This window comes from Streptomyces sp. NPDC102279 (genome assembly GCF_044766365.1).
In the GTDB taxonomy this organism is placed as follows: domain Bacteria; phylum Actinomycetota; class Actinomycetes; order Streptomycetales; family Streptomycetaceae; genus Streptomyces.
In genome coordinates this window covers 484,801-503,887 of sequence record NZ_JBIWLU010000001.1, presented here as the reverse complement: position 1 = coordinate 503,887, position 19,087 = coordinate 484,801, and the positions used below count along the sequence as shown (strand labels likewise).

The window sequence follows — 19,087 nt, the reverse complement described above, 5'->3', positions numbered from 1 at the left end:
TCCGCGGGCTGTCGGCTGACGGCACTGGTCCTGGTCCCCTACGGCCCCTCGAAGAAGCGTGGCCGGTCGATCTCGTGAGACCGACCGGCCGTACTTCCCGCACTTCGCCCCTACGACTGGGCCTCCACCACGTCGGCGACCACGCAACTGACGTTGTCGGGTCCGCCGAACCCGTTGGCGAGGCCGACGAGTTCGCGGACCGCTTGGTCGGGATCGGCGACCTCGGTGAGCACCCTGCGCACTTCGCCGATGTCCACGACGGCGGACAGCCCGTCGGAGCAGAGCAGATAGCGGTCACCCAGCCGGGCGTCGTGCAGGCGCAGGTCGGGCGTGCCGTCGGCCCCGTGACCGAGGGCCCGGAGCAACAGCGCCCGCTGCGGGTGCGAGACGGCCTCCTCGGGGGTGAGGCGCCCGTCGTCCACCATCGACTGGACCATCGTGTGGTCGTGGGTGATCTGGAACAGCTCGCCCTCGCGCAGGAGATGGACGCGGGAGTCGCCGATATGGACGAGGGCCAGCTGCGAGCCCGTCCAGAGCATCGCGGTGAGCGTGGTGCCCGACTCCGCGGGCGACGAACCGGTACCGGCGACCCCGTTGACGGCCGACTTGGCCTGCTCGACCGCCTCTTCGAGGACGTTGAGCAGATCACCCGCGGCCAACCCCGCGGTTTCGAGCGGCTTGAGCGCCTCGACGGCGACCGCGCCGGCCGTGGCGCCGGCACGGCCGAAGCCGTCGGCGACCGCGAGCAGACGGGAACCGGCGTACGCGGTGTCCTGGTTGCTCTCGCGGACGAGGCCGGTGTCGGACAGAGCGGCGTAACGGATGCCCAAGGACTGGGTGTTGGCGGACATGGCAGGGTCCTTCCGTGACAGGTGGTCGACGAGGAAGGAAGCGAGATCGCGCCGGGCCGCGGTGTCGGCCTCGACTTCGGCCCAGTACCGCCGGATCTCCGGCACCGCCTCGGACGGCTCCAGCGCGCAGACGTGCTGGATGCGGGCCAGGGGCATTCCCAGGCGCCGGAGCCACGCGACCAGCCGTGCCTGGTCCAGTTGCTCCGGCGCGTAGAGCCGGTAGCCGGTCACCGGGTCGACGCGCGCCGGCGAGAGCAGAGCGAGTTCGTCGTAGAGCCGCAGTGCCTTCGGCGAGAGCCGGGACGCCTTCGCAAACGTCCCGATGGTCAGCAACCCCATGTCCGTTCCCTCCTCGGACCGGGCACCTCGCCCGGCCCCACCGATGCTGTGGCTTCACCCAAGGTGAAGGTCAATCATGTGGTCTGCGGCGGGTGACACGGCCGCGGGGCGTCCGAGGCGCGGGCCCCCGGACGCCTCCCTCAGGCCTGGTGCAGCCAGACCCGTAGCGAGCCGATCGGCGCGAAGCCGTGGCGAGCGGCGGCCGTGAGGTCCTCACCGTGCTCGTAGCCGACCACGGGAAGGCCGGGGAACAGACGGTGGGTCGCGGTGAGAGCGAAGGACCAGGCCGCGTCCGGGCCGCCCTCGCGGGCGAAGACGTTGGAGAGGCCGACCACGTCGGCACTGCGGCTCGCCACCGCGCCGGCCACCACCCGGCCCTCGGCGGAGCGTCCGACGAGGACGGTGGTGGCGGGATCGTCGAGCAGTTCAGGCCGGAAGACGTCCGGGTTGCCGTCCCCGTCGTCCCAGGCCAGCGCCCAGGCCCGCAGTGCGTCGGGGCCGGCCACCACATGCGCGGTGAGACCCGATGCGACGGCGGGCGCACTTGCCGGACGACGGATCCACTGAGCCTCGAACAGGACCCGGAACCCGGCCCGGCCGAGCTCGAGGTCGGCGAAGCTGTCCTTGACGGACGCACCTGGCGTACGGGTGTCGATCCGCGCCGCCACCTCCGCGGGGTCGGTGCCGGGCTCCAGCGTCACCGCGTCGGGATAGAAGAGCGGGGTGCGTCCGGGAGCCGTCCAGGCGCCCGGCCCGAACGTGCTCGTCAGGCCGTGGGACCGGCTCATGGCCGCACACCACTCGGCGTTGTTGCGGGCAGCGGCCCGGACCAGGAACTGCTCGGACGTCGTCACGAGCGACGATCATGGTCCCTCGGGATCGGTCCGTCGAGTGGATTTCCGCTGCCCTCCGAAGGGCCCATTCCCGGTGCTGCCCGAGGTCGCGTCCGGCGCGGCCCAAGTTGCCTTCGAGCCCACTCGAAGGTGTTGGCTGGTGGGAGAAACACCGCGACGCGATGACCGTACGGGTGACGACTTTCCTCGAGGAGCACACCATGACGCAGAAGATCTGGTTCATTACCGGTGCCTCACGCGGCTTCGGCAGGGAGTGGGCCATCGCCGCCCTGGAACGCGGCGACTCGGTGGCCGCGACAGCGCGCGACCTCTCCACTCTGGGTGATCTTCGCGAGAAGTACGGGGAGCGGCTGCTGCCCCTGCGCCTCGACGTCACGGACCGTGACGCCGACTTCGCCGCGGTGCACCAGGCGCACGAGCGGTTCGGGCGCCTCGACGTCGTCGTCAACAACGCCGGTTACGGCCACTTCGGGCTGGTCGAGGAACTCACCGAGGCGGAGGCCCGCGCGCAGCTGGAGACCAACCTGTTCGGCGCCCTGTGGGTCACCCAGGCGGCGCTGCCGTTCCTGCGCGAGCAGGGCAATGGCCACATCCTCCAGGTCTCCTCCATCGGAGGCATCAGCGCCTTCCCGCTGGTCGGGATCTACCACGCTTCGAAGTGGGCGCTCGAAGGCATGAGCCAGGCGCTCGCCCAGGAAGTCGCACAGTTCGGGATCAAGGTCACGCTGATCGAGCCCGGCGGGTTCGCCACCGACTGGGCGGGCTCCTCGTCGAGCACGTCCGAGCCGCTTCCCGCGTACGCCGACTTCCACAAGGAGGTGCAGGAGCAGCGCCGCAAGCGTGTCGGCACGCCGGGCGATCCGGCCGCGTCCGCCGCTGCCGTCCTGGAGATCGTGGACGCCGACGAGCCGCCGTTGCGCTGCTTCTTCGGTTCGGCGCCGCTGGGCATCGCCAAGGCCGACTACGAGCAGCGCCTCGCGACGTGGGAGAAGTGGCAGCCCGTCGCGGACCTGGCGCAGGGCTGAGCATCCGCGGGAACGCCGGCGCGGGCCCACGCTCCCGCACACGGAACTGGGCCCGCACGCGAGGAAGGGGGCCGACCGGACTGCATCCGGTCGGCCCCCTTCCGGGATGGCGCTGTGCGGTCAGGAGCGGTGGCTCTGGTAGTACTCGCCGACCTGCTCGTGATAGCCGGCGTCGCCGACGTGCTTGTCCTTGTCGAACTCCGGAGAGTCCTTGATCTGGTCCTTGGTGAGCGCGACGAAGATCTTCCGCTCGGCCTGGTCGACCGTCTGGACGGTGCCGGCCGGAAGCAGCACGTGCTTGCCGAAGATCCACACGCCGGTGTCGACGACGAGGTACGAAGAGTTGACGTCGTCCGAGTGCTTGTCGACCTTGCCGATGCTGCCGTCGGTGGCCTCGACCTTGAATCCGATCAGGTCGGCACCCGCGGTGTAACCGGTGGTCGGCTGATAGCCCCAGATGTTGTCACTCATGAAACGGCTCCCTCATCAGAATTCCTCGACACTCCGCAGAAGAACTACGGAGTCGTACAAAGCGTCATACAAATTCGATGACGTTTCCTCGAAGCGTCGAGTGCCCAGGGTCCCCGACTCCACACACCCGCTCCGAGAATTTCGACATCTGCTCCTGAGCCTTGGCCGAGGGCGACACCCGCCGCCTGTTCCGGCAGGTCAGGTCATGTAACGGATCGATCCCCGCTCACCGATCTTCTTATTCAACCCCTACGAAACTCGATGTGACGAAGATTTCATTCATCATCTTCGACGGTTCCGTGTTTGAGGATCTGATGCCGGGTGACCCAGAGCATGAATCAATTCGCGAGAAGGACAGGGTGTGAGTGGTTGTGGCTGCGGACGAGAAGGCTCAGGCCAAGGGCGAGCAGGCCAAGGGCAAGACCAAGAAGGTCGTCGGCGGTGCGGTGGGCAACGAGTCCCTGAAGGCCGAGGGGCGCGCCGAGGAGTCCAAGGGCGACCTGCGGTCGGCCAAGGAGAAGGCCAAGGACGCCATCAAGCCCAAGTCCAAGTAGGGCCGACCGGAGCAGTACCGGCAGCGAAGATCCCGGCAGCCGCATCCTCATGGGCTGCCGGGATCTTCGCTGCCGCGGCCGGATACGGTTCGCCCGTGAGTGACGACGCGAACGTGGACGAGGTGCGGTGGGAGTCGGCGCATCGGGCCGCGTACGGATGCGGGGCCTGGGAACGGGCCCGGCATCAGGCGGACGTGTTGGTCGCCTGGCACACGGAGCGCAGCGCCGGTTTCGGGGAGCCGGTGCGACGGGCGCCGCGTGTGAAATGGCCCTGGGGGAGCGGCAGCAGCGAGAGCGCGATGGGCCTCGTGCTGTGGCGGCTCGCCCTGGAGACCGGGGTGCTGGTCGACCAGGTCCTGCTGACCGATGCCGTGCGGTTCTGTGAACCGGGGGCCACGTCCCTGCCCGCGGGTCCACTGCCCGACGAGGCATGGGCCGGCGGGATCGGCGTCGCCGGCGCCGAGTCGGTGGCAGGGGTGGGCCGGGTACTGCAGGCCCATGTCGCGGACGGGTCGGCGCAATCCCCCCGTGGCACGGCTGCGCAGGCGACGGTCGGTCGGCGCGTCCGTGAACTGCGGGCGACGCCGGACTGGGACGGCGGCGACTGGCCGGCGGCCCTGACCCTGGCACGTAGGGCCATGCGGCAGGCGGACGATCAGCGGGGACAGGGAACGTGGCGGCCCACCGCGCGGGAGCGGACGGTCGCCGCTCGGACCCGCCTGGATCGTGAACCGGCTCTCGAAGCAACGCGGTTGAGACACCCGGCTCCCCCCTGGCCGGCGCGGGCACGTCGCCTGCTCCGCCTCGCCGTCGTCCTGTCCACCGCCGCCGACGCGCTGCCGAGCGAGGACGGATCCGACCCGAGCCCGCCGGCGAGGGCGCTTTCCGCCACGGCCGACGCGTGCGCCCTGCTGCGGACCAGCATCGAGGAGATCGAGCACCTGTGGGCGGCTGAGCCGCGGGTGCCCGCGGATCCGGCCGACTGGGAGCTCTCTCACGTACCGGAGGCGCTGCGGACCCAGATCGAGGAGACGGAACACCTCGTACGGGCGGCCGAGACCTTCCTGTGGATGCTGGCGTGCAGTTGACCTGAAGAGGCGGTCCGCGCCGGGGCGGAGCGGGGCTCGTGCTCACGGTCCCCGCCGATGCGTGGGGTGTCAGTAGAAGTCACCGCGTCGTTCGGTGGGATTGACGGCGTCGCGCCGCTGCTGCTGGAGGCGGGCAGCCGCGGTCGCCGACATCTCCCGCAGATGTGCCTGACTCTGCAGCATCATCATCGACCCCAGCGCGTGCCGTCCGGTCAGCGGATTGGCCACGCAGGCCCGGTACAGCGCGGCGGCGCTTTCGGTGTCCTGGTACAGCGTGCGGTAGATCTCGGCGGCACGGTACTGGCCGTAGGGGTGGTCGCGTGCGGCGGCTGCGAGGAACTGCTCCAGGGCGTGTTCGGCCGGGGTCCGGGTCACCGGCAGCAGCCGTTCGAGATAGAGGTCGCCGAGGGCCAGCATGGCCTCGGGCTCACCCAGCTCCGAGGCGGCGCGATACCAACGGGCCGCCTCGTCGTAGGACTGCCCGACGCCCGCCTCGGGGCAACCCCGCTGGTGGAGCGCGGCGAGGTAGTAGGCGGCGCGCGGCGAGCCGCTGCTTCGCCGAAGCCGCGGCACGGCGCTCGCGTACCGGCCCTGCACGTAGTCGATGTGCCCCAGAAGTTCGACCGCGGCCTCGTGTCCGACGTCGGCCGCCGCCCCCAGGAAGTAGGCGGCGGCACCGCGGTACTGCTCGCCGTTCCAGCAGTTGAGGCCGATCCGGTAGTACTCCTCCGCGGTGGTCGGCTCACGCCCGTCCACGGTGAAGTTGTTCCCCTGCCACAGCACCATGCCGCCGCCCCCTCGTGTCACGGGTTGTGCCGCGGCGGTCGCCCGCCGAGCCATGAGCACGCGGTCATTGTGCCGCAGCTTCGCGCGGTGCAGGGCGGCTCGTGGATCAGGGGCCGGCCGGCCCCTGAGGCGCGAGGGAGCGGGCGGACGGGCTCGGGTGGCGCGGGGCGCGTGCCTGGCTTACAGTGTGATTGATCTTGAGCTGGTCGGCGGAAATCGCCTCCGCTCACGATGCGTTGGTGGTCCAAGGAAAGGCGTCCCGCTTCCTGCGGGGAGATGCAGGTGCAAGGCCTGCCCGGCGCTCTGTGAAGACCCCGTCCCGCTTGTGCGGGGCGGGGTCTTCTGCCGTGGCGGACGCGAACGGACGGTCGTACGCGTCAGACCCGTGTCTCCTCGCGGACCCTCCTGTGGCGAAGGCAGGAGGCCACGACCACGAACGGCCAGAGGGACTGAACGCCCGTCACGAAGCGCTCGGCGACGCCGAGGTCCCCGTGGCGCTGGGTCTCGATGAGGAACCATGCCGCTCCAGCGACCATGACCGCCGTCGCCGTGACCGACGGGACGCGTCTGAGGGCCCAGGGTGCGGTCTCGCTGCCGTCCGCGGACAGGACGGGCCACAGCGCCAGGAGTGCGAACCCGATGGCGGCCGCCGTCCCGTGGCGCAGCGAGCCTCCGCTGATCGGGGCGGGGAGCACGGCCAGCACCAGCGCCGCCACTCCGCCGCCGGCCAACGCCAGACGTCCGGGGGTGGCCACCGACCGCAGACCCCAGGCGGTGAGGAGGTGGCAGATGCCCAGCGCGAGCAGCGCGCCGGTCATCACCCAGAAGCCCGACTCGCCGTAGGCCGCGAGGACGCTGATCGTCTGCGTGACCGGGTTGTAGGCGGGCCCCACCAGATGGGCCGCGAGGACCCAGCCCGCAGTGAACAGAAGGGGGGCACACCCTGACGAGAGAAGAACCCATCTCGGTACATTTGGCACCGAGTAAAGATATAAGGCACAAACAGTCATAAAGCGCTTTGGCCGGGTTCGGTGTCGCGGCCGCCTGTCGCGGGGTGGCGTGTCCGTCGCGGTTGATGGCCCGCGTCGCCGAGGGTGGGTGGCGTGGGGAAGGTGTGTTCCGTCGCCCGGCGACCTGTCCGGACAAGTGGGGGCTCACGCCTTTACCTCCCGCTGGAGATATCGACGTGTACTGGTCATCTGTTCTTGGTCAACCAACCCCCATGGAACCTTATGTTCGCGGTCAAGCAATGGGCAAGAACAGTAACGGAGGACGTTGTGTCCCTGGACGCTCGTAGGGCTCGTCGGTTCGCCGCTCCCTCGGCCGCCGCAGTCGCGGCCGCTGTGGTGACGATGGTGGTCAACCCGACGCTGGGCGCGTCGGCTTCGGCTCCGCAGGCCAAGGCCAAGACCCCGACCGCGAAGAACGTCATCTTCATCAACGGTGACGGCATGGGTGCCGCCGCTCGCCAGGCCGCCCGGCTGCACCTCACCGGTCTGGGGGGTCAGCTCGCGATGGACAAGCTGCCCGTCTCGGGCCAGCTGACCACCGAGCCGGACGACCCGAAGGCGGTCGTCACCGACTCGGCCGCGGCGGCGACCGCGTGGGCCACGGGCGAGAAGACCTACAACGGCGCGATCAGCGTCGACGTGGACGGCAACCCGCTGGCCACGCTCGGCCAGCAGGCGAAGGCGGCCGGCAAGGCCACCGGCCTGGTCACCACCGCGCAGGTCACCGACGCGTCGCCGGCGGCGTTCTTCTCGAACACGGCCAACCGTTCGGCACAGGACGAGATCGCCCGTCAGTACATCGAGGTGTCCAAGCCCGACGTCATCCTCGGCGGTGGCGAGGACTGGTGGCTGCCCGCCGGCAGCGCGGGCGCCTTCAAGGACCAGCCCGCCGAGGACCCGTCCGAGGCCAGCAAGGGAACCAAGGGCGACCTCATCAAGAAGGCCAAGAAGGCCGGCTACTCGTACGTCAACAGCGCGGACCAGCTCAGCCGGGCCAAGAACGGCAAGCTCCTGGGCCTCTTCGCCAACGAGGAGATGTTCCAGCAGCGCTCCGAGGGCCAGGGCGACGTGTACAGCCCGGTGGTCGGTCTCTCGACCATGACGAGCAAGGCCCTGGGCACGCTGGACAAGAACAAGAAGGGCTTCTTCCTCATGGTCGAGGAGGAGGGTGTGGACGAGTTCGCCCACGCCAACAACGGCGCCCGCGTCCTGCAGTCCATGCAGGAGCTCGAGAAGGCCGTCGCCGTGGCCCGCGCCTACGTCGCCACGCACTCCGACACCCTGCTGGTCATCACCGGTGACCACGAGACCGGCGGTCTGGCCGTCGAGGAGTCGGACGCCGCAGACGAGTCCGGCACCGGCGTCTCCGCCGAGGACGGCCCGTTCAGCATCCGCGGCAGCGAGAAGAACTTCTACATCGACTGGACCACGTCCGGTCACACCGGGGTCGACGTACCGGTGACCGCGGTCGGTCCCCTGTCGGACCGCTTCACCGGCAAGCACCCCAACACCCACGTGTACGACGTGCTGCGCCAGTCCCTGACGCGCCGCTGAACGACACCGTGACATCCGGAGCCCCGTGGCCGTCCGGCCGCGGGGCTCCGGGATGGGCGGGTCCGCCGGGGGTGCTCGTCAGGCCGGGATGCGGCCGCAGAGCCAGTTGCCCGGTTCCTTCGGGTCGTCGCTGATCCAGAACTGGCGCCAGAGCGCCGCGAACTCCTCGCGGCTGAGGTGCCCGTCGCCGTTCAGGTCGAGGAGTTCGAAGACGCCCGTCATGTCGACGGGCAGCCCGTTCCAGGTCTCGACGAGGCGACGGTGCTCCTCCGGCGAGATCCGGCCGTCCCCATTGGCGTCGACGGCGTCGAAGACCGTGTCGGCGGTCGCGGTGACGGCGTCGGTCATCGCGGGCAACTGGTCGACGAGGGAGAGCAGTTCGCTCATGTCGACCGTGCCGTCGCCATTGGCGTCACCGGCTTGCAGCAAGGCCGCCCACCAGCCCATCAGGAGTGTCTCCACCCGCGTACGCAACTGGGTCCCGGGCTCCACTCCCGGCAGCCGGCTCCAGCGGCCGACGAGCGCGGCGAAGTCGTCCTCGCGCAGGTATCCGTCGCCGTCCGCGTCGAACGCGGCGAACATCCCCCTGAGCTTTCGCTCCTGAAACGCACTGGCCATGAGCGGCCTCCTTCGACGCCGAACCGAACCACGAACCGCCCGCCGCGACCGCCTCACCGGTGCCGACACCCGCCACCTGTCTGACGGCGCCTCAGACGTGTCCCCACGATAGGCCGCGGGTCGGCCGCGTCTCCACGAGCACATCTGCGCGAACGATCACCCGTCGGCCGGCCGCCGCTCGCGCCCCGCCGCGGCGGACCCGTTCAGCAGTGGACGACTGCCCGGTCAGGGATTGACCCAGGCGTCCGGGGTGGTGGTCAACGCCGACACCCTGGCGGGCAGTTGGGCCGACGCGACATCGGCGAGGGACACGCCCTCCAGGATCTCGCGCACGTTGGACCGCAGCGCGATCCACAGGGGCAGCAGTGACTCGGCGGGGCCGGTGTAGGACAGCTCCGGCGGGCGGACCCCGCGTACGGAGACCAGGGGCCCGTCCACCGTACGTATGACGTCGGCGATGCTGATGGACTCCGCCGCCTCGGCCAGCCGGTAGCCGCCGTTGCCGCCGCGCTGGCTCAGTACGAGACCGCCCCGGCGCATGTCGTTCAGGATGCCTTCGAGGAACTTGTGCGGGATGTCCTGGGCGTCCGCGATGGCCTCGGCCTTGAGCGGCCCGCCGTCCGGTGACGCGGCGAGCTGGAGCGCGGCACGGATCGCGTAGTCCGCCCTGGCTGAAATCCGCATGGGTGCATTATCCCGTACGGCCTCGGGGTCTGTCCCCGGGGCCTCAGTCGTCGGCCGTGCGCGTTCCGCCGGTCGGGCGGCGCCACAGGGTCTCTCGGTCAGAAGGGCAGGGCGAACGGAGGGTGCGCGCCGTTGAGGAAGTAGTCCCCGACGTCGCGGACCCGGTGGGCGACCGGCTCGTACAGCGTGTGGGTCCGCGCGTTGCGCCAGAAGCGGTCGAAGCCGAGCCGTGAGGAGGCCGCGCGGGGTCCGATGATGTCGAGGGCGCGGGCGGTGGACTCCTGCGCCGCTCTGGAGGCGGCGGCCTCGGCCATGGCCACCAGGACGGAGACCTCGGCGCACTCGTCGTAGGTGAGGTTCTCTCCGTGTGCCAGGCCGGCGTGCACGGCGTCCGACGCCTGGGCGGCCAGTGCGGACGCGGAGCGGACGAGGATGGTGAGCTCCCCGAAGACCGTCAGCACGTGCGGGTCCTGCGGCGAGCCGACCGGCCAGGCGGGGTGCCGGACGGAGCAGCCCGCTCTGCTGTACTCGCGGGCCTCGCCGAGCACGCCCTCGGCCATGCCGAGCAGCAGCTGGACGGAGAGGAGGCGCCCGACCGGAGCGGAGAGGGCTGTCAGGGGTGACAGGACGTCCTCCTCCGCGGACAGCGAGCCGAGCACGTCGCGGGTGGCGACCGGAACGCCGTCGAACTCCACGCTGCCACCGGCCGCGAGCCGCTGGCCGAAGGTGTCGGTGTCGGCGTCGATCCGAACGCCGTGATGGGCGGGGTCGACGGCGACGGCGAGTGGTTCGCCGGTGTCCGACCGCTCCGCCCGCACCGCCAGCCGGTCGGCGACGAGGACGCCGGTGGCGTACGTCTGCCGCCCGTTGAGCACGTAGTGGCCGCCCTTCCTGACCAGGGTCAGTGGCGGTTCCTGCCGGGCGAGGCCGCCGCCCCAACACCCCTGCTCGACGGCCGACCTGCGCCGTGCCGGGGTCCTGCGGTGCGGCTGGTCCTGCGTGGTGGCGGCCGACGGGGAGAAGTGCCGGGCGCTCCAGGACAGGAAGTAGTGACAGCCGAGCAGTTGACCGATCGCGCCGTCGGCGGCGGCGATCTCCCGGACCACGGCGTAGGCCGTCGACCAGTCCCCGCCTCCGCCCCCGGACTCCGCCGGCACGAGCAGCGACAGCAGTCCCGACTCACGCAGGCGGGACACCTCGTCGAACGGGATCTTCCCGGCCTGCTCCCTGGTCACCGCGTCCGTGGCCAGGTCGTCGGCCGTCTCGCGAGCGACCTGCAGCCAGTGGGCGCGATCGGGCCCGGTCCCGTCGGATTCCGGCTCGGGTCCGGACGGCGCGGTGGCGGGGCCCATGGCGATGGTCTCCTCAAGTTCGGCGTCACGATGTGGTGTTGGGGCACGTGCGGGTCGGGTGATGCGTGCGCGAGGCCCGGGCTGGACCGTGAGCGGCGATCCATCGCCCGGCCGCCGGGGCGGCCCCGGTGGGGACCTCGAACGGGGAGGGCGAGCATGCCCGCCCCTCCTTCCGAGGGGAGGCCGAGTTCGCATGCGTCCCCCTCGGAGACCGGCTGAGGGTGTGCCGGGCGGAGGCGCTGCGTCTCAGGGGTGCCGCGCGCGAGTCGAAGCGGTGAGGCGGGGTCCGTTCGGACCGGGGTCGCGGTGACGCGCGTCTTCCGGGTGCGGTTCCCTAGGCGCGACAGCAGGCGGCGCCGGCGACGCGGCCAAAGTCGATATGCCGACGACGAACGAGTCGTAGCTGCGTAGGGGGCATGTACATCATCCTGCGCAGTCGGCGGGCGGGCCGTCAATATATTCCTAGTAAATCGATAGGAAAAGTAGGGAAGGCAACACCGGCGGGCGCTCCGGCCCCGGGGGTGGCCTGCCCTGGCCTGGCCTGGGGCATTCTGGCCGCGGACACCGGGCGGCCCGCCGGCGGGACCGGCCGCGGCCTGCATCGTCGCCGCCGGCGTCTGCCTCACCGCGGCGAAGATCCGTCTGGCGCGGGTCCGGTGAACCCGGGAGCGGCGTCCTCACCCCCGTACAGGGCGAGGGATCGGCTCGGCTTCTGAGGCCACCCTCTCGCCGAGAAGTCGTCAACCGGCGCCGACGGAATACCAGTTGTGCCTGGTGCGTCGACGCGCGCCCGGGGCTCGATGCGGTGCAGCAGCGGTGCCGGCGAACCGGTGGCCGCAGCCCGCGTCGACGATCTCGTCCTCGGGCCGGGGAGCGATGTGCATGGACGGCAGGCCGGGCCACAGGCGTTCGCGCAGGAGGGAGGCCACCGGATCGTAGACCGCATGGGGCGAAGAGGCCCGCAGCGGAGGTGAAGGCTCGTTGGGGCATGCCGGCAGCCCCGTGCGGGCGCGGCCCCGCGGTCTTGAACAGACCGCTCGCCGGGGAGAGGGCGACCGGGCGGGGCGAGCCGGGCGCGGCGGGAAACTCGCGTGCCGAAGCGCTGGCGTGTCCGTTACCGTCACCTCATGAACGTCACCGGCCGAAGCATCACCGCAACCGCGCGAGCGACCAGCTCACCGGTTGCCGCCGTCTGACCTTCCCCCTTCCACCGGCGACCGGAAACGGCTCGTCGGTGGTTCCGTGGCGTTCAGACTCTCCCGCCCCGGTGTCGACCCGGCGGACCCGTTGTCCGGTGCCTCCCCGCGTTGACGCGAAGGAGACCCGTCATGAAGACGGAGCAGATCGTCCGCACGTTCGTCGAGTACTTCGAGGAGCGCGGTCATCGCCGTATCACCGGCTCGACACTGTTGCCGCCGAGCGGCGACCCGGTGCTGTTCACCACCTCGGGCATGCATCCGCTCACGCCGTACCTGCTGGGCCGGCCTCATCCGCTCGGCAGACGCCTGGTCAACGTGCAGCGCTGTCTGCGGACCACGGACCTGGAGGAGGTCGGCGACGACACCCACCTCACGGTCTTCGAGATGCTCGGCTCCTGGTCACTCGGCGACTACGAGGGCCCGCAGAGCCTCGACTGGGGCTACAGACTGCTCACCGAGGGACTGGGCGTCGATCCGGGCCTGCTGTACGTCACTGTCTTCGCCGGTGACGAGCAGACCGGGCCGGACACGGAGTCCCTGAGGCTGTGGCAGGAACGCGGGGTCCCCGTGGAACTCACCGTCGAGGACAACTGGTGGTCAAACGGACCGGTCGGGCCGTGCGGCCCCGACTCGGAGATCTTCCTGTGGAGCGGTGACACCCCTCCGCGGTCGACACCCACCCGCGACGACCGCTGGGTCGAGGTGTGGAACCACGTGATGATGCGCCACCGCCGGCTAGATGACGGATCCCTCGTGCCGCTTCCCCAGCGCGCCGTCGACACCGGACTCGGCCTGGAACGGCTCGCCTGCCTGCTCCAGGGCAAGTCGTCCGTCTTCGACTGCGACGTCTTCGAACCCTGGCGTCGCCTCGTGCCGCCCCTGTGGCCACTGGACGAACCCTCCCTCCGTCTCGTCCTCGACCATCTGCGCTCCTCCGTCGTGGTCGTCGGCGACGGCGTGCGCCCGTCCAACACGGGACAGGGCTACGTACTGCGCCGCCTCGTGCGACGCGTGCTCACCGTGCTCTGGCGGGACGAACCGTCCCGCACTCTCGGCGACCTGCCGGACGAGCTGGTGCGTCACACCCTCGATCACTTCCGGCAGGACGTCGGCCCCGGCGAGGTCCGCCGGGTGCTGCTGGATGAGGAGGGCCGGTTCGGCCGTCTCATGGAGCGGGGCCGGCACCTCCTGGCCCGACCCCGGTTCCAAGGCCCCTTGGGGGACGAGGACTTCCACTACCTGCACGACACCCACGGCCTGCCACGGGAGCTGGTCCTCAACCTGCGGGAGGAGTGAGGTATCGACACGGACCCTGCCGAGGTGGGCAGTTCACCGCGGCAGGCGGTCCTCGCGTCGCCTATCGCGGTGCGGACGTGATCTGCGCGCGGACCCACTCCGGGTCAGGGTTGACGTGCGGGCGGCCCGCGACGATGACTGTCGGAACGGTCTCGTTGCCGTCGTTGGCCGCCCGCACCACCTCCGCACCCGCGGGGTCGCGCCAGATGTCCACCCAGTGGAGCTGACGGGAACTACGGCCCAGCCGCATGCGCAGCCGCAGGCAGTACGAGCATCCCGCCCGCCAGAAGACGACCGGCCGACCGTCGACCGCGCTCCGGCGCTGCGCCTCGGCCGCATCGACCGATCGTGGGAAGACCAGCGGTGAATGCACCCCCGCGAGCAGCACGAACACCAGCAGCAGGACGGCTGCGGGGCCGGGACCACCGCGCAGGGCCAGCCCGGTGGCCACGAGCGAGCCGCAGAGCGTCAACAGCAGAGGCAGGATCCAGGCGCGCATCATGATGACGCAGGCTACCGCTGCGTCGCCCCGCCGGCACGGGAGTCGACCGGCGGAACCGCCGCCCCGTCCTTCAGGACATGGTCAGCACCATGCGGAAGCGGGCGTCACCGGACAGCATCCGCTGATAGGCGTCGCCCGCTCCTTCCAGCGGTACGGTCTCGATCATCGGCCGGATCCCGTAGAGCGCGCTGAAGCCCATCGCGTCCTCGACGTCCTGCGACGTGCCGGACGGATGGCCGCGAACGACTCTGCCCGGGATGAGGAGTTGGGTGGGAGTGACGTCCAGGGACGACATGTCCGCGCCCACCACGATGAGTTCGCCGCGGGGCAGCAGTCCGTCGATGACGGCCGAGGTCGCCTGGGAACTCGCGGCGGTGGCCAGCACGGCCTTGGCGCCGCCGAGAGCCTGCAACGCCTCGGAGGGCGAGCCGGCGGTGCTGTCGATGTAGTGGTGCGCCCCCAGCTGTTCGGCCAGCTCGGCCTTGGCGCCGCCGCGCGCGACGACCACGGTCTCGAAGCCCATGGCGACCGCGTACTGGACGCCCAGATGGCCGAGACCGCCGAGTCCGAGCACGGCGACCAGGTCACCGGGGCGGGCCGAGCTGCGCCGCAGACTGTTGTAGACGGTCACACCCGCGCACCCGAGAGGCGCCGCCTCCGTGAAGGACAGGCTGTCCGGGATCCGCGCCAGCGCGTCCTGCGGCACGATCACGGACTCGGCGAACCCGCCGTCGTAACTCCAGCCGGGCACCATGAGGTTCTCGCAGACGATGAAGTCGCCCTGACGGCACGGCCTGCAGTGGTGGCAGCTTCCGCCGAACCAGCCCACGCCGACGCGTTCGCCCGCCGTCCAGCCCTCGTGGACGCCCTCGCCGATCTCCTCGATGCGCCCGGCGATCTCGTGGCCGACGACCAGCGGGAAGGTCACGCCGGGCAGCCCGGCACTGACGAAGAAGGCGTCGCTGTGGCAGACCCCGCAGGCCTCCACCCGCACGCGCACGTGTCCGGGGCCCGGTTTGGGCACCTCGCGCTCGGCGATCTCGAACGGACCGTTCGCGACCTGGACCTCCGCGACTCGATAGGTGCTCATGGCATCTCCCTCGTGCATGCGTGAAACGCCCCGCTCTCCAGCGAACCAGCTCCCGCGGGATCACGCATGCCGAGACGGCTCCGCCGCCTGTTTCCGGGGGTGACGGACGCGCCCGGCGGGCATGGGCCGTGTTGGATCAGTCGACTCGGGGATGTTTGCGACCTCGGCCTCGCGGGGCAGGCGGCCCCCCATGATCCGTCTCAACACCCTTGTCAGGGCCCCGATGGAGGTTCTGTGGGGCCCAAGGCCCCTGTGCGGCAGTCCGGTTCCGCACAGGGCGGCGGCGCGCCTCCTACAGGGCCGTCAGGTCCCGGCTCTGCGGGCGGGTGAGGTGGGCGGTCAGGAGGTGGGCGTCGAGCAGGGAGACGTCGGCGGTGCGGGACGCCTGCGAGAAGCCGGTGAGCATGCGCTTCGTCAGGACGAGACTCTCGGGAGCGCGTCGGACGAGCGGCCTGGTCCAAGCGGCGACGGTCCGGTCGAGCTGGTCGGCCGGGGCGACTTTGTGGAGGAGGCCGAGCCGATGGGCGGTGGACGCGTCGAACACCTCGCAGGTGAGCATGAGTTCGCGGATCCTCGCGACACCGGCCTCGGAGACGAGTCGCCCCATGGCCCCTCCCCAGGCCGGGGGCAGGCCCAGGCCGACCTCCGGCATGCGGAACCGGCAGGTGTCGGCGCCGACGCGCAGATCACAGTACGCGGCGAGGGCGAGACCGGCCCCGACGACCTTGCCGTGCAGCCGGGCGACGGTGATGGCGTGGGTGTTCTCCAGTGCCTGGCAGAGGCGTTGGGCCTTGTCGGCGATCCGGCGCATGGTGGCGCCGGTCGGGTCCGCGTCGAGCGCGGCCAGGTATTCCGCCCGGTCGGCTCCGAGGCAGAAGTCCTCGCCCAGGGAGGAGAGGACCACCACGCGGACGTCGGGCCGTTCGTGCAGCCCGTCGAGCAGGGCGGTCAGGTCGTCGAGGACGCCGACGCCCAGCGTGTCGTCCAGGTGCGAGGGGTTGAGGCGCACGTGGAGGACGGGTCCGTCCTGCTCGGTGCCGATGGAGCCGGGGGAGTGCTCCGGGAGGGCGGGAAGTATGTCGTTCATGCGAGGGCGACGTCCAGGTTGAGGAGACGCCGGAAGGCGACACGGGGTGCCCTCTGCGGTCGTCGCACGAGGGTGAGGCGCGGCAGGCGTCTGACGAGTTGACGGAGAAGGATCTGGGCCTCGAGGCGAGCCAGCGGGGCGCCGAGGCAGTAGTGGATGCCTCCGCTGAAGGCGAGGTGGGCCGGTTTGCGTCGAGGGTCGAAGCGGTCGGGATCGGGGTGCTTGGCCGGATCCCGGTGGGCCGCTCCCACCATCAGGTGGACCATGTCGTTCGCGCGGATCTCGACACCGTCCAGGACGCAGTCCTGCGCCGCGACCCTGCTGATCACGTGGGTGGGTGAGTCGTAGCGCAGGGCCTCCTCCACGAACGCGGGCACGATGTCCGGGTCCGCGGCGACCATGTCCCACCGCTCGGGATGTTCGAGGAGCAGGAGCGTCATGGTGGACAACAGGGTGGAGGTCGTCTCCAGCGCGGCCAGCAGGATGAACAGGACCAGCAGGTAGACGGCTTCGTCCGCCTTCTCCTGGTCCGGCTCCATGCCGTCCCATGTGGTGATCCACCGGGACACCGGGTCCTCGCCCGGATGGCGGCGCCGGTGGCGCACCACCGCGGTGAGGTAGGAGCGCAGTTCGGCCATGGCCGCGTCGGACTGTGCCAACTGGCTCGCCGAGGGCAGCAGTTCCTGGGTGAAGACCTGGTCGTGGGTCAGTTCGCGCAGGCGCGGCCAGTCCGCGGGCGGCAGCCCCAGCCAGTCGCCGATGGCGGCGATCGGCAGTTCCTCGCTGACCAGGGCGGCGAAGTCCGCCTCACCGTGCCGCAGTTGCTCCTCGAGGGTGTCGATGAGCGTGTCGGTCACCCGGCTCACCGTGCGACCGATCTGCTCGATGGTTCCGCGGTCGAAGCTGCCTGCCGCGCGCCGCACCCTGGTGTGCTCCGGCGGATTGAGCGCCGGCAGGGTGCGGCCTATCTCGCGTGAGGAGGAGGCGCTCCAGCGGGTGCGCGGTCCCTGGCTCTCGCGCCAGTTCCTGTCCGGCTCCAGCCAGTTGGAGCTGCGGAGGATCTGGTCGCAGGTGGCGAAGGAGGTGACGAGGAAGCCTCCCCAGGGTGCGGGGCTGACTCCGCCTCTCGACCGGAGTTCCGTGTAGATCGGAAAGGGATCGGCTTGGCCCTCTGCTTTGCGCAGGCGGGAGAAGAGAGCGACGGCTGTCCGACGGTCGGTGGACGGTGTCGTGGCAATCCCCACGGTGGCGGCTCCTTTCTGAGCAAACGCCGCCATGCATACCCGCGGGGTGCTTGAAGCATCCAATAACACTCTGGTCTCTTAGGGTTACCTACGTCACTCGCCTCGCGTCCATGCGAGGAAGCGGGTGAAGAGTCCGCCCTTGTGCTGCGGCGCGGCGTGCGCCGCAGGACGGGCTCCGGGGGCCCCGGAGGTCTGCTGGGCCGACGCGGACCTCTGCGCCGCCTGAGCGGGCAGCGAGTGCGTCTGCTGGGCCGCGGCCGAGGGGACCTGGCGCGGGGTGAAGCGGATGGGGACGGTCACCAGGGAGCGGCTCCAGGGCGCGGGAACCCAGGCGAGATCCTTGAAGGGGACGCGCAGCTCGACGTCGGGGAGGCGGTTGAGCAGGGACTCCACGGCGGTGACCGCGATCATGAACGCCGGGTCCTTGGCGGGACAGGCGTGGGGTCCCGCGCCGAAGGCGAGGTGCGCCTTGCCGCTGAGCTGCTCGCGGTGCTCGGTCAGCTTCGGGTCGGTGTTGGCGGCCGCGAAGGAGATGAGGACCGGGTCGTTGGCGCGGAGCGTCCTGCCGCCCAGTTCGACGTCCTGCGTCGGGTAGTGGGCCGCGTAGTTGGCGATCGGCGCGTAGTTCCACAGGGTCTGGACGACGGCGTCCTCGATGGGCAGACCGGCCTGCCACTCCTCGCCGAGGTACAGCGCGCTGCTGGTCCCGATGGCGGCCGCCAGGGGTGCGGTGCCGCCGGAGAGCAGGGTGACGAGCTGGTGGAGCACCTCCTCGTCGGTCAGACCCGCGGGGTGCTTCATCAGACGGGTGGTCAGGTCCTCGCCGGGCTGCCGGTGCTTGAGGGCGATCAGCTCGGCGAGCGCGCCTCCCAGCACCTCGTCCGCGCCGGGAGTGCCCTCGAAGATGCCGCTGATCCCGACGATGACACGGTCACCGATCTCGGGCGGACAGCCGAACAGGTCGCTGAAGACCAGCAGCGGGAGCGGCTGGGCGTAGTCCGCCATCAGCTCGGCCTGGCCGCGGAGTTCGGTGCTGAACCGGCTGATGAGGTAGTCGGCGGACTGCTGCACCTGCCGGATGAGCTGGAGTTCGTTGACGGTGGCCAGACTGTCGGTGACGGCCTGCCGGAGACGGGCGTGCGCCGCGCCGTCGCTGAACAGGGCGTTGGGCCGGTGGCCCATCATCGGCAGCGCCGGGCTGTCCGCCGGTACCCGGCCCTCGTTCAGCGCGTTCCAGCGACGCGAGTCGCGGACGAACCAGGCCGGGTTCTGCAGGATGTACAGGCTCGCGTCGTAACTGGTGACCAGCTCGACCTCGACACCCGGCGCGATGTCGACGGGCGCGCTGGGGCCGGCCGCGCGCAGCTCGGCGTAGTGGGCCTCGGGGTTGGAGCCGAACTCCGGGCCGAACAGCTGGACGTTCCCGTGCGCGGGGCAACCGGGCGGTATGCCGGGCGCGTTGAAGGGCTGCTGCATGGTGTGT

The 19,087-nt window shown here is 70.7% G+C and carries 18 protein-coding genes; 5 read left to right on the top strand and 13 right to left on the bottom strand.

The window, feature by feature from the left end:
- Positions 1–110: 110 nt before the first annotated feature.
- Both ACIRQH_RS02145 and ACIRQH_RS02140 read right to left on the bottom strand, forming a co-directional pair.
- Positions 111–1,190, bottom strand: a complete 1,080-nt coding sequence (locus ACIRQH_RS02145; RefSeq protein WP_388865528.1) for a MerR family transcriptional regulator — start codon at positions 1,188–1,190, stop codon at positions 111–113.
- A 140-nt stretch (positions 1,191–1,330) separates the two neighbouring features.
- Positions 1,331–2,044, bottom strand: a complete 714-nt coding sequence (locus ACIRQH_RS02140; protein WP_404223701.1) for a hypothetical protein — start codon at positions 2,042–2,044, stop codon at positions 1,331–1,333.
- Between the two features lie 200 nt (positions 2,045–2,244).
- On the opposite strand from ACIRQH_RS02140, the gene ACIRQH_RS02135 reads away from it, so the two are divergent.
- A complete protein-coding gene (locus tag ACIRQH_RS02135; protein WP_358817405.1) occupies positions 2,245–3,069 on the top strand; it encodes an SDR family oxidoreductase in 825 nt (274 codons plus the stop codon).
- Between the two features lie 120 nt (positions 3,070–3,189).
- Here the strand turns inward: ACIRQH_RS02135 and ACIRQH_RS02130 are convergent, their stop codons facing one another.
- Entirely contained in the window at positions 3,190–3,540 is a 351-nt protein-coding gene (locus ACIRQH_RS02130) for a PRC-barrel domain-containing protein (RefSeq protein ID WP_355876086.1), read from the bottom strand.
- 371 nt (positions 3,541–3,911) lie between these two features.
- On the opposite strand from ACIRQH_RS02130, the gene ACIRQH_RS02125 reads away from it, so the two are divergent.
- Positions 3,912–4,094, top strand: a complete 183-nt coding sequence (locus ACIRQH_RS02125; protein ID WP_358817403.1) for a CsbD family protein — start codon at positions 3,912–3,914, stop codon at positions 4,092–4,094.
- A gap of 95 nt (positions 4,095–4,189) precedes the next feature.
- Positions 4,190–5,182: a hypothetical protein gene (locus ACIRQH_RS02120; RefSeq protein ID WP_404223698.1), complete on the top strand. Its 993-nt coding sequence runs from the start codon at positions 4,190–4,192 to the stop codon at positions 5,180–5,182.
- 69 nt (positions 5,183–5,251) lie between these two features.
- Here the strand turns inward: ACIRQH_RS02120 and ACIRQH_RS02115 are convergent, their stop codons facing one another.
- Entirely contained in the window at positions 5,252–5,968 is a 717-nt protein-coding gene (locus ACIRQH_RS02115; protein ID WP_388932028.1) for a tetratricopeptide repeat protein, read from the bottom strand.
- 377 nt (positions 5,969–6,345) lie between these two features.
- On the bottom strand, positions 6,346–6,948 hold the full coding sequence (locus ACIRQH_RS02110; RefSeq protein ID WP_388865537.1) for a DUF998 domain-containing protein: 603 nt from the start codon (positions 6,946–6,948) through the stop codon (positions 6,346–6,348).
- Between the two features lie 372 nt (positions 6,949–7,320).
- Here ACIRQH_RS02110 and ACIRQH_RS02105 point away from each other — a divergent pair, with 372 nt between their 5' ends.
- Positions 7,321–8,532 (top strand): alkaline phosphatase, encoded by a 1,212-nt coding sequence (locus tag ACIRQH_RS02105; RefSeq protein WP_388865801.1) that lies wholly within the window; start codon positions 7,321–7,323, stop codon positions 8,530–8,532.
- A 78-nt stretch (positions 8,533–8,610) separates the two neighbouring features.
- On the opposite strand, the gene ACIRQH_RS02100 is transcribed toward ACIRQH_RS02105, so the two are convergent.
- The 3 genes from ACIRQH_RS02100 to ACIRQH_RS02090 all read right to left on the bottom strand — a co-directional run bounded on the left by ACIRQH_RS02100 (position 8,611) and on the right by ACIRQH_RS02090 (position 11,186).
- Positions 8,611–9,150: an EF-hand domain-containing protein gene (locus tag ACIRQH_RS02100; RefSeq protein ID WP_358817398.1), complete on the bottom strand. Its 540-nt coding sequence runs from the start codon at positions 9,148–9,150 to the stop codon at positions 8,611–8,613.
- A gap of 225 nt (positions 9,151–9,375) precedes the next feature.
- Positions 9,376–9,834: an Rrf2 family transcriptional regulator gene (locus ACIRQH_RS02095; protein WP_358817397.1), complete on the bottom strand. Its 459-nt coding sequence runs from the start codon at positions 9,832–9,834 to the stop codon at positions 9,376–9,378.
- 98 nt (positions 9,835–9,932) lie between these two features.
- Positions 9,933–11,186 (bottom strand): acyl-CoA dehydrogenase family protein, encoded by a 1,254-nt coding sequence (locus tag ACIRQH_RS02090; RefSeq protein WP_404223694.1) that lies wholly within the window; start codon positions 11,184–11,186, stop codon positions 9,933–9,935.
- 1,328 nt (positions 11,187–12,514) lie between these two features.
- On the opposite strand from ACIRQH_RS02090, the gene ACIRQH_RS02085 reads away from it, so the two are divergent.
- Positions 12,515–13,681: an alanine--tRNA ligase-related protein gene (locus tag ACIRQH_RS02085; protein WP_388932022.1), complete on the top strand. Its 1,167-nt coding sequence runs from the start codon at positions 12,515–12,517 to the stop codon at positions 13,679–13,681.
- A 61-nt stretch (positions 13,682–13,742) separates the two neighbouring features.
- Here ACIRQH_RS02085 and ACIRQH_RS02080 read toward each other — a convergent pair whose 3' ends face one another.
- The 5 genes from ACIRQH_RS02080 to ACIRQH_RS02060 all read right to left on the bottom strand — a co-directional run bounded on the left by ACIRQH_RS02080 (position 13,743) and on the right by ACIRQH_RS02060 (position 19,080).
- Positions 13,743–14,183: a glutaredoxin domain-containing protein gene (locus ACIRQH_RS02080; RefSeq protein ID WP_358817394.1), complete on the bottom strand. Its 441-nt coding sequence runs from the start codon at positions 14,181–14,183 to the stop codon at positions 13,743–13,745.
- Between the two features lie 70 nt (positions 14,184–14,253).
- Complete coding sequence (locus ACIRQH_RS02075; RefSeq protein WP_388865547.1) at positions 14,254–15,273, bottom strand: alcohol dehydrogenase catalytic domain-containing protein; 1,020 nt, start codon at positions 15,271–15,273, stop codon at positions 14,254–14,256.
- A gap of 292 nt (positions 15,274–15,565) precedes the next feature.
- Complete coding sequence (locus ACIRQH_RS02070) at positions 15,566–16,360, bottom strand: enoyl-CoA hydratase/isomerase family protein (protein ID WP_358817392.1); 795 nt, start codon at positions 16,358–16,360, stop codon at positions 15,566–15,568.
- Positions 16,357–17,604, bottom strand: coding sequence for a cytochrome P450 (locus tag ACIRQH_RS02065; RefSeq protein ID WP_388865549.1), 1,248 nt, complete (start codon positions 17,602–17,604; stop codon positions 16,357–16,359). Before ACIRQH_RS02065 ends, ACIRQH_RS02070 begins: the two co-directional genes overlap by 4 nt.
- A 93-nt stretch (positions 17,605–17,697) precedes the next feature.
- Positions 17,698–19,080: a cytochrome P450 gene (locus tag ACIRQH_RS02060; RefSeq protein ID WP_358817390.1), complete on the bottom strand. Its 1,383-nt coding sequence runs from the start codon at positions 19,078–19,080 to the stop codon at positions 17,698–17,700.
- Between the last annotated feature and the right edge of the window lie 7 nt (positions 19,081–19,087).

What these genes read in the sequence shown, in the direction of transcription:
- ACIRQH_RS02090 (WP_404223694.1), bottom strand. Translation starts at nt 11,186, where the DNA reads ATGGGCCCCGCCACCGCGCCGTCCGGACCCGAGCCGGAATCCGACGGG.
- ACIRQH_RS02085 (WP_388932022.1), top strand. Translation starts at nt 12,515, where the DNA reads ATGAAGACGGAGCAGATCGTCCGCACGTTCGTCGAGTACTTCGAGGAG.
- ACIRQH_RS02145 (WP_388865528.1), bottom strand. Translation starts at nt 1,190, where the DNA reads ATGGGGTTGCTGACCATCGGGACGTTTGCGAAGGCGTCCCGGCTCTCG.
- ACIRQH_RS02115 (WP_388932028.1), bottom strand. Translation starts at nt 5,968, where the DNA reads ATGGTGCTGTGGCAGGGGAACAACTTCACCGTGGACGGGCGTGAGCCG.
- ACIRQH_RS02070 (WP_358817392.1), bottom strand. Translation starts at nt 16,360, where the DNA reads ATGAACGACATACTTCCCGCCCTCCCGGAGCACTCCCCCGGCTCCATC.
- ACIRQH_RS02100 (WP_358817398.1), bottom strand. Translation starts at nt 9,150, where the DNA reads ATGGCCAGTGCGTTTCAGGAGCGAAAGCTCAGGGGGATGTTCGCCGCG.
- ACIRQH_RS02075 (WP_388865547.1), bottom strand. Translation starts at nt 15,273, where the DNA reads ATGAGCACCTATCGAGTCGCGGAGGTCCAGGTCGCGAACGGTCCGTTC.
- ACIRQH_RS02060 (WP_358817390.1), bottom strand. Translation starts at nt 19,080, where the DNA reads ATGCAGCAGCCCTTCAACGCGCCCGGCATACCGCCCGGTTGCCCCGCG.
- ACIRQH_RS02080 (WP_358817394.1), bottom strand. Translation starts at nt 14,183, where the DNA reads ATGATGCGCGCCTGGATCCTGCCTCTGCTGTTGACGCTCTGCGGCTCG.
- ACIRQH_RS02135 (WP_358817405.1), top strand. Translation starts at nt 2,245, where the DNA reads ATGACGCAGAAGATCTGGTTCATTACCGGTGCCTCACGCGGCTTCGGC.
- ACIRQH_RS02130 (WP_355876086.1), bottom strand. Translation starts at nt 3,540, where the DNA reads ATGAGTGACAACATCTGGGGCTATCAGCCGACCACCGGTTACACCGCG.
- ACIRQH_RS02095 (WP_358817397.1), bottom strand. Translation starts at nt 9,834, where the DNA reads ATGCGGATTTCAGCCAGGGCGGACTACGCGATCCGTGCCGCGCTCCAG.
- ACIRQH_RS02105 (WP_388865801.1), top strand. Translation starts at nt 7,321, where the DNA reads ATGGTGGTCAACCCGACGCTGGGCGCGTCGGCTTCGGCTCCGCAGGCC.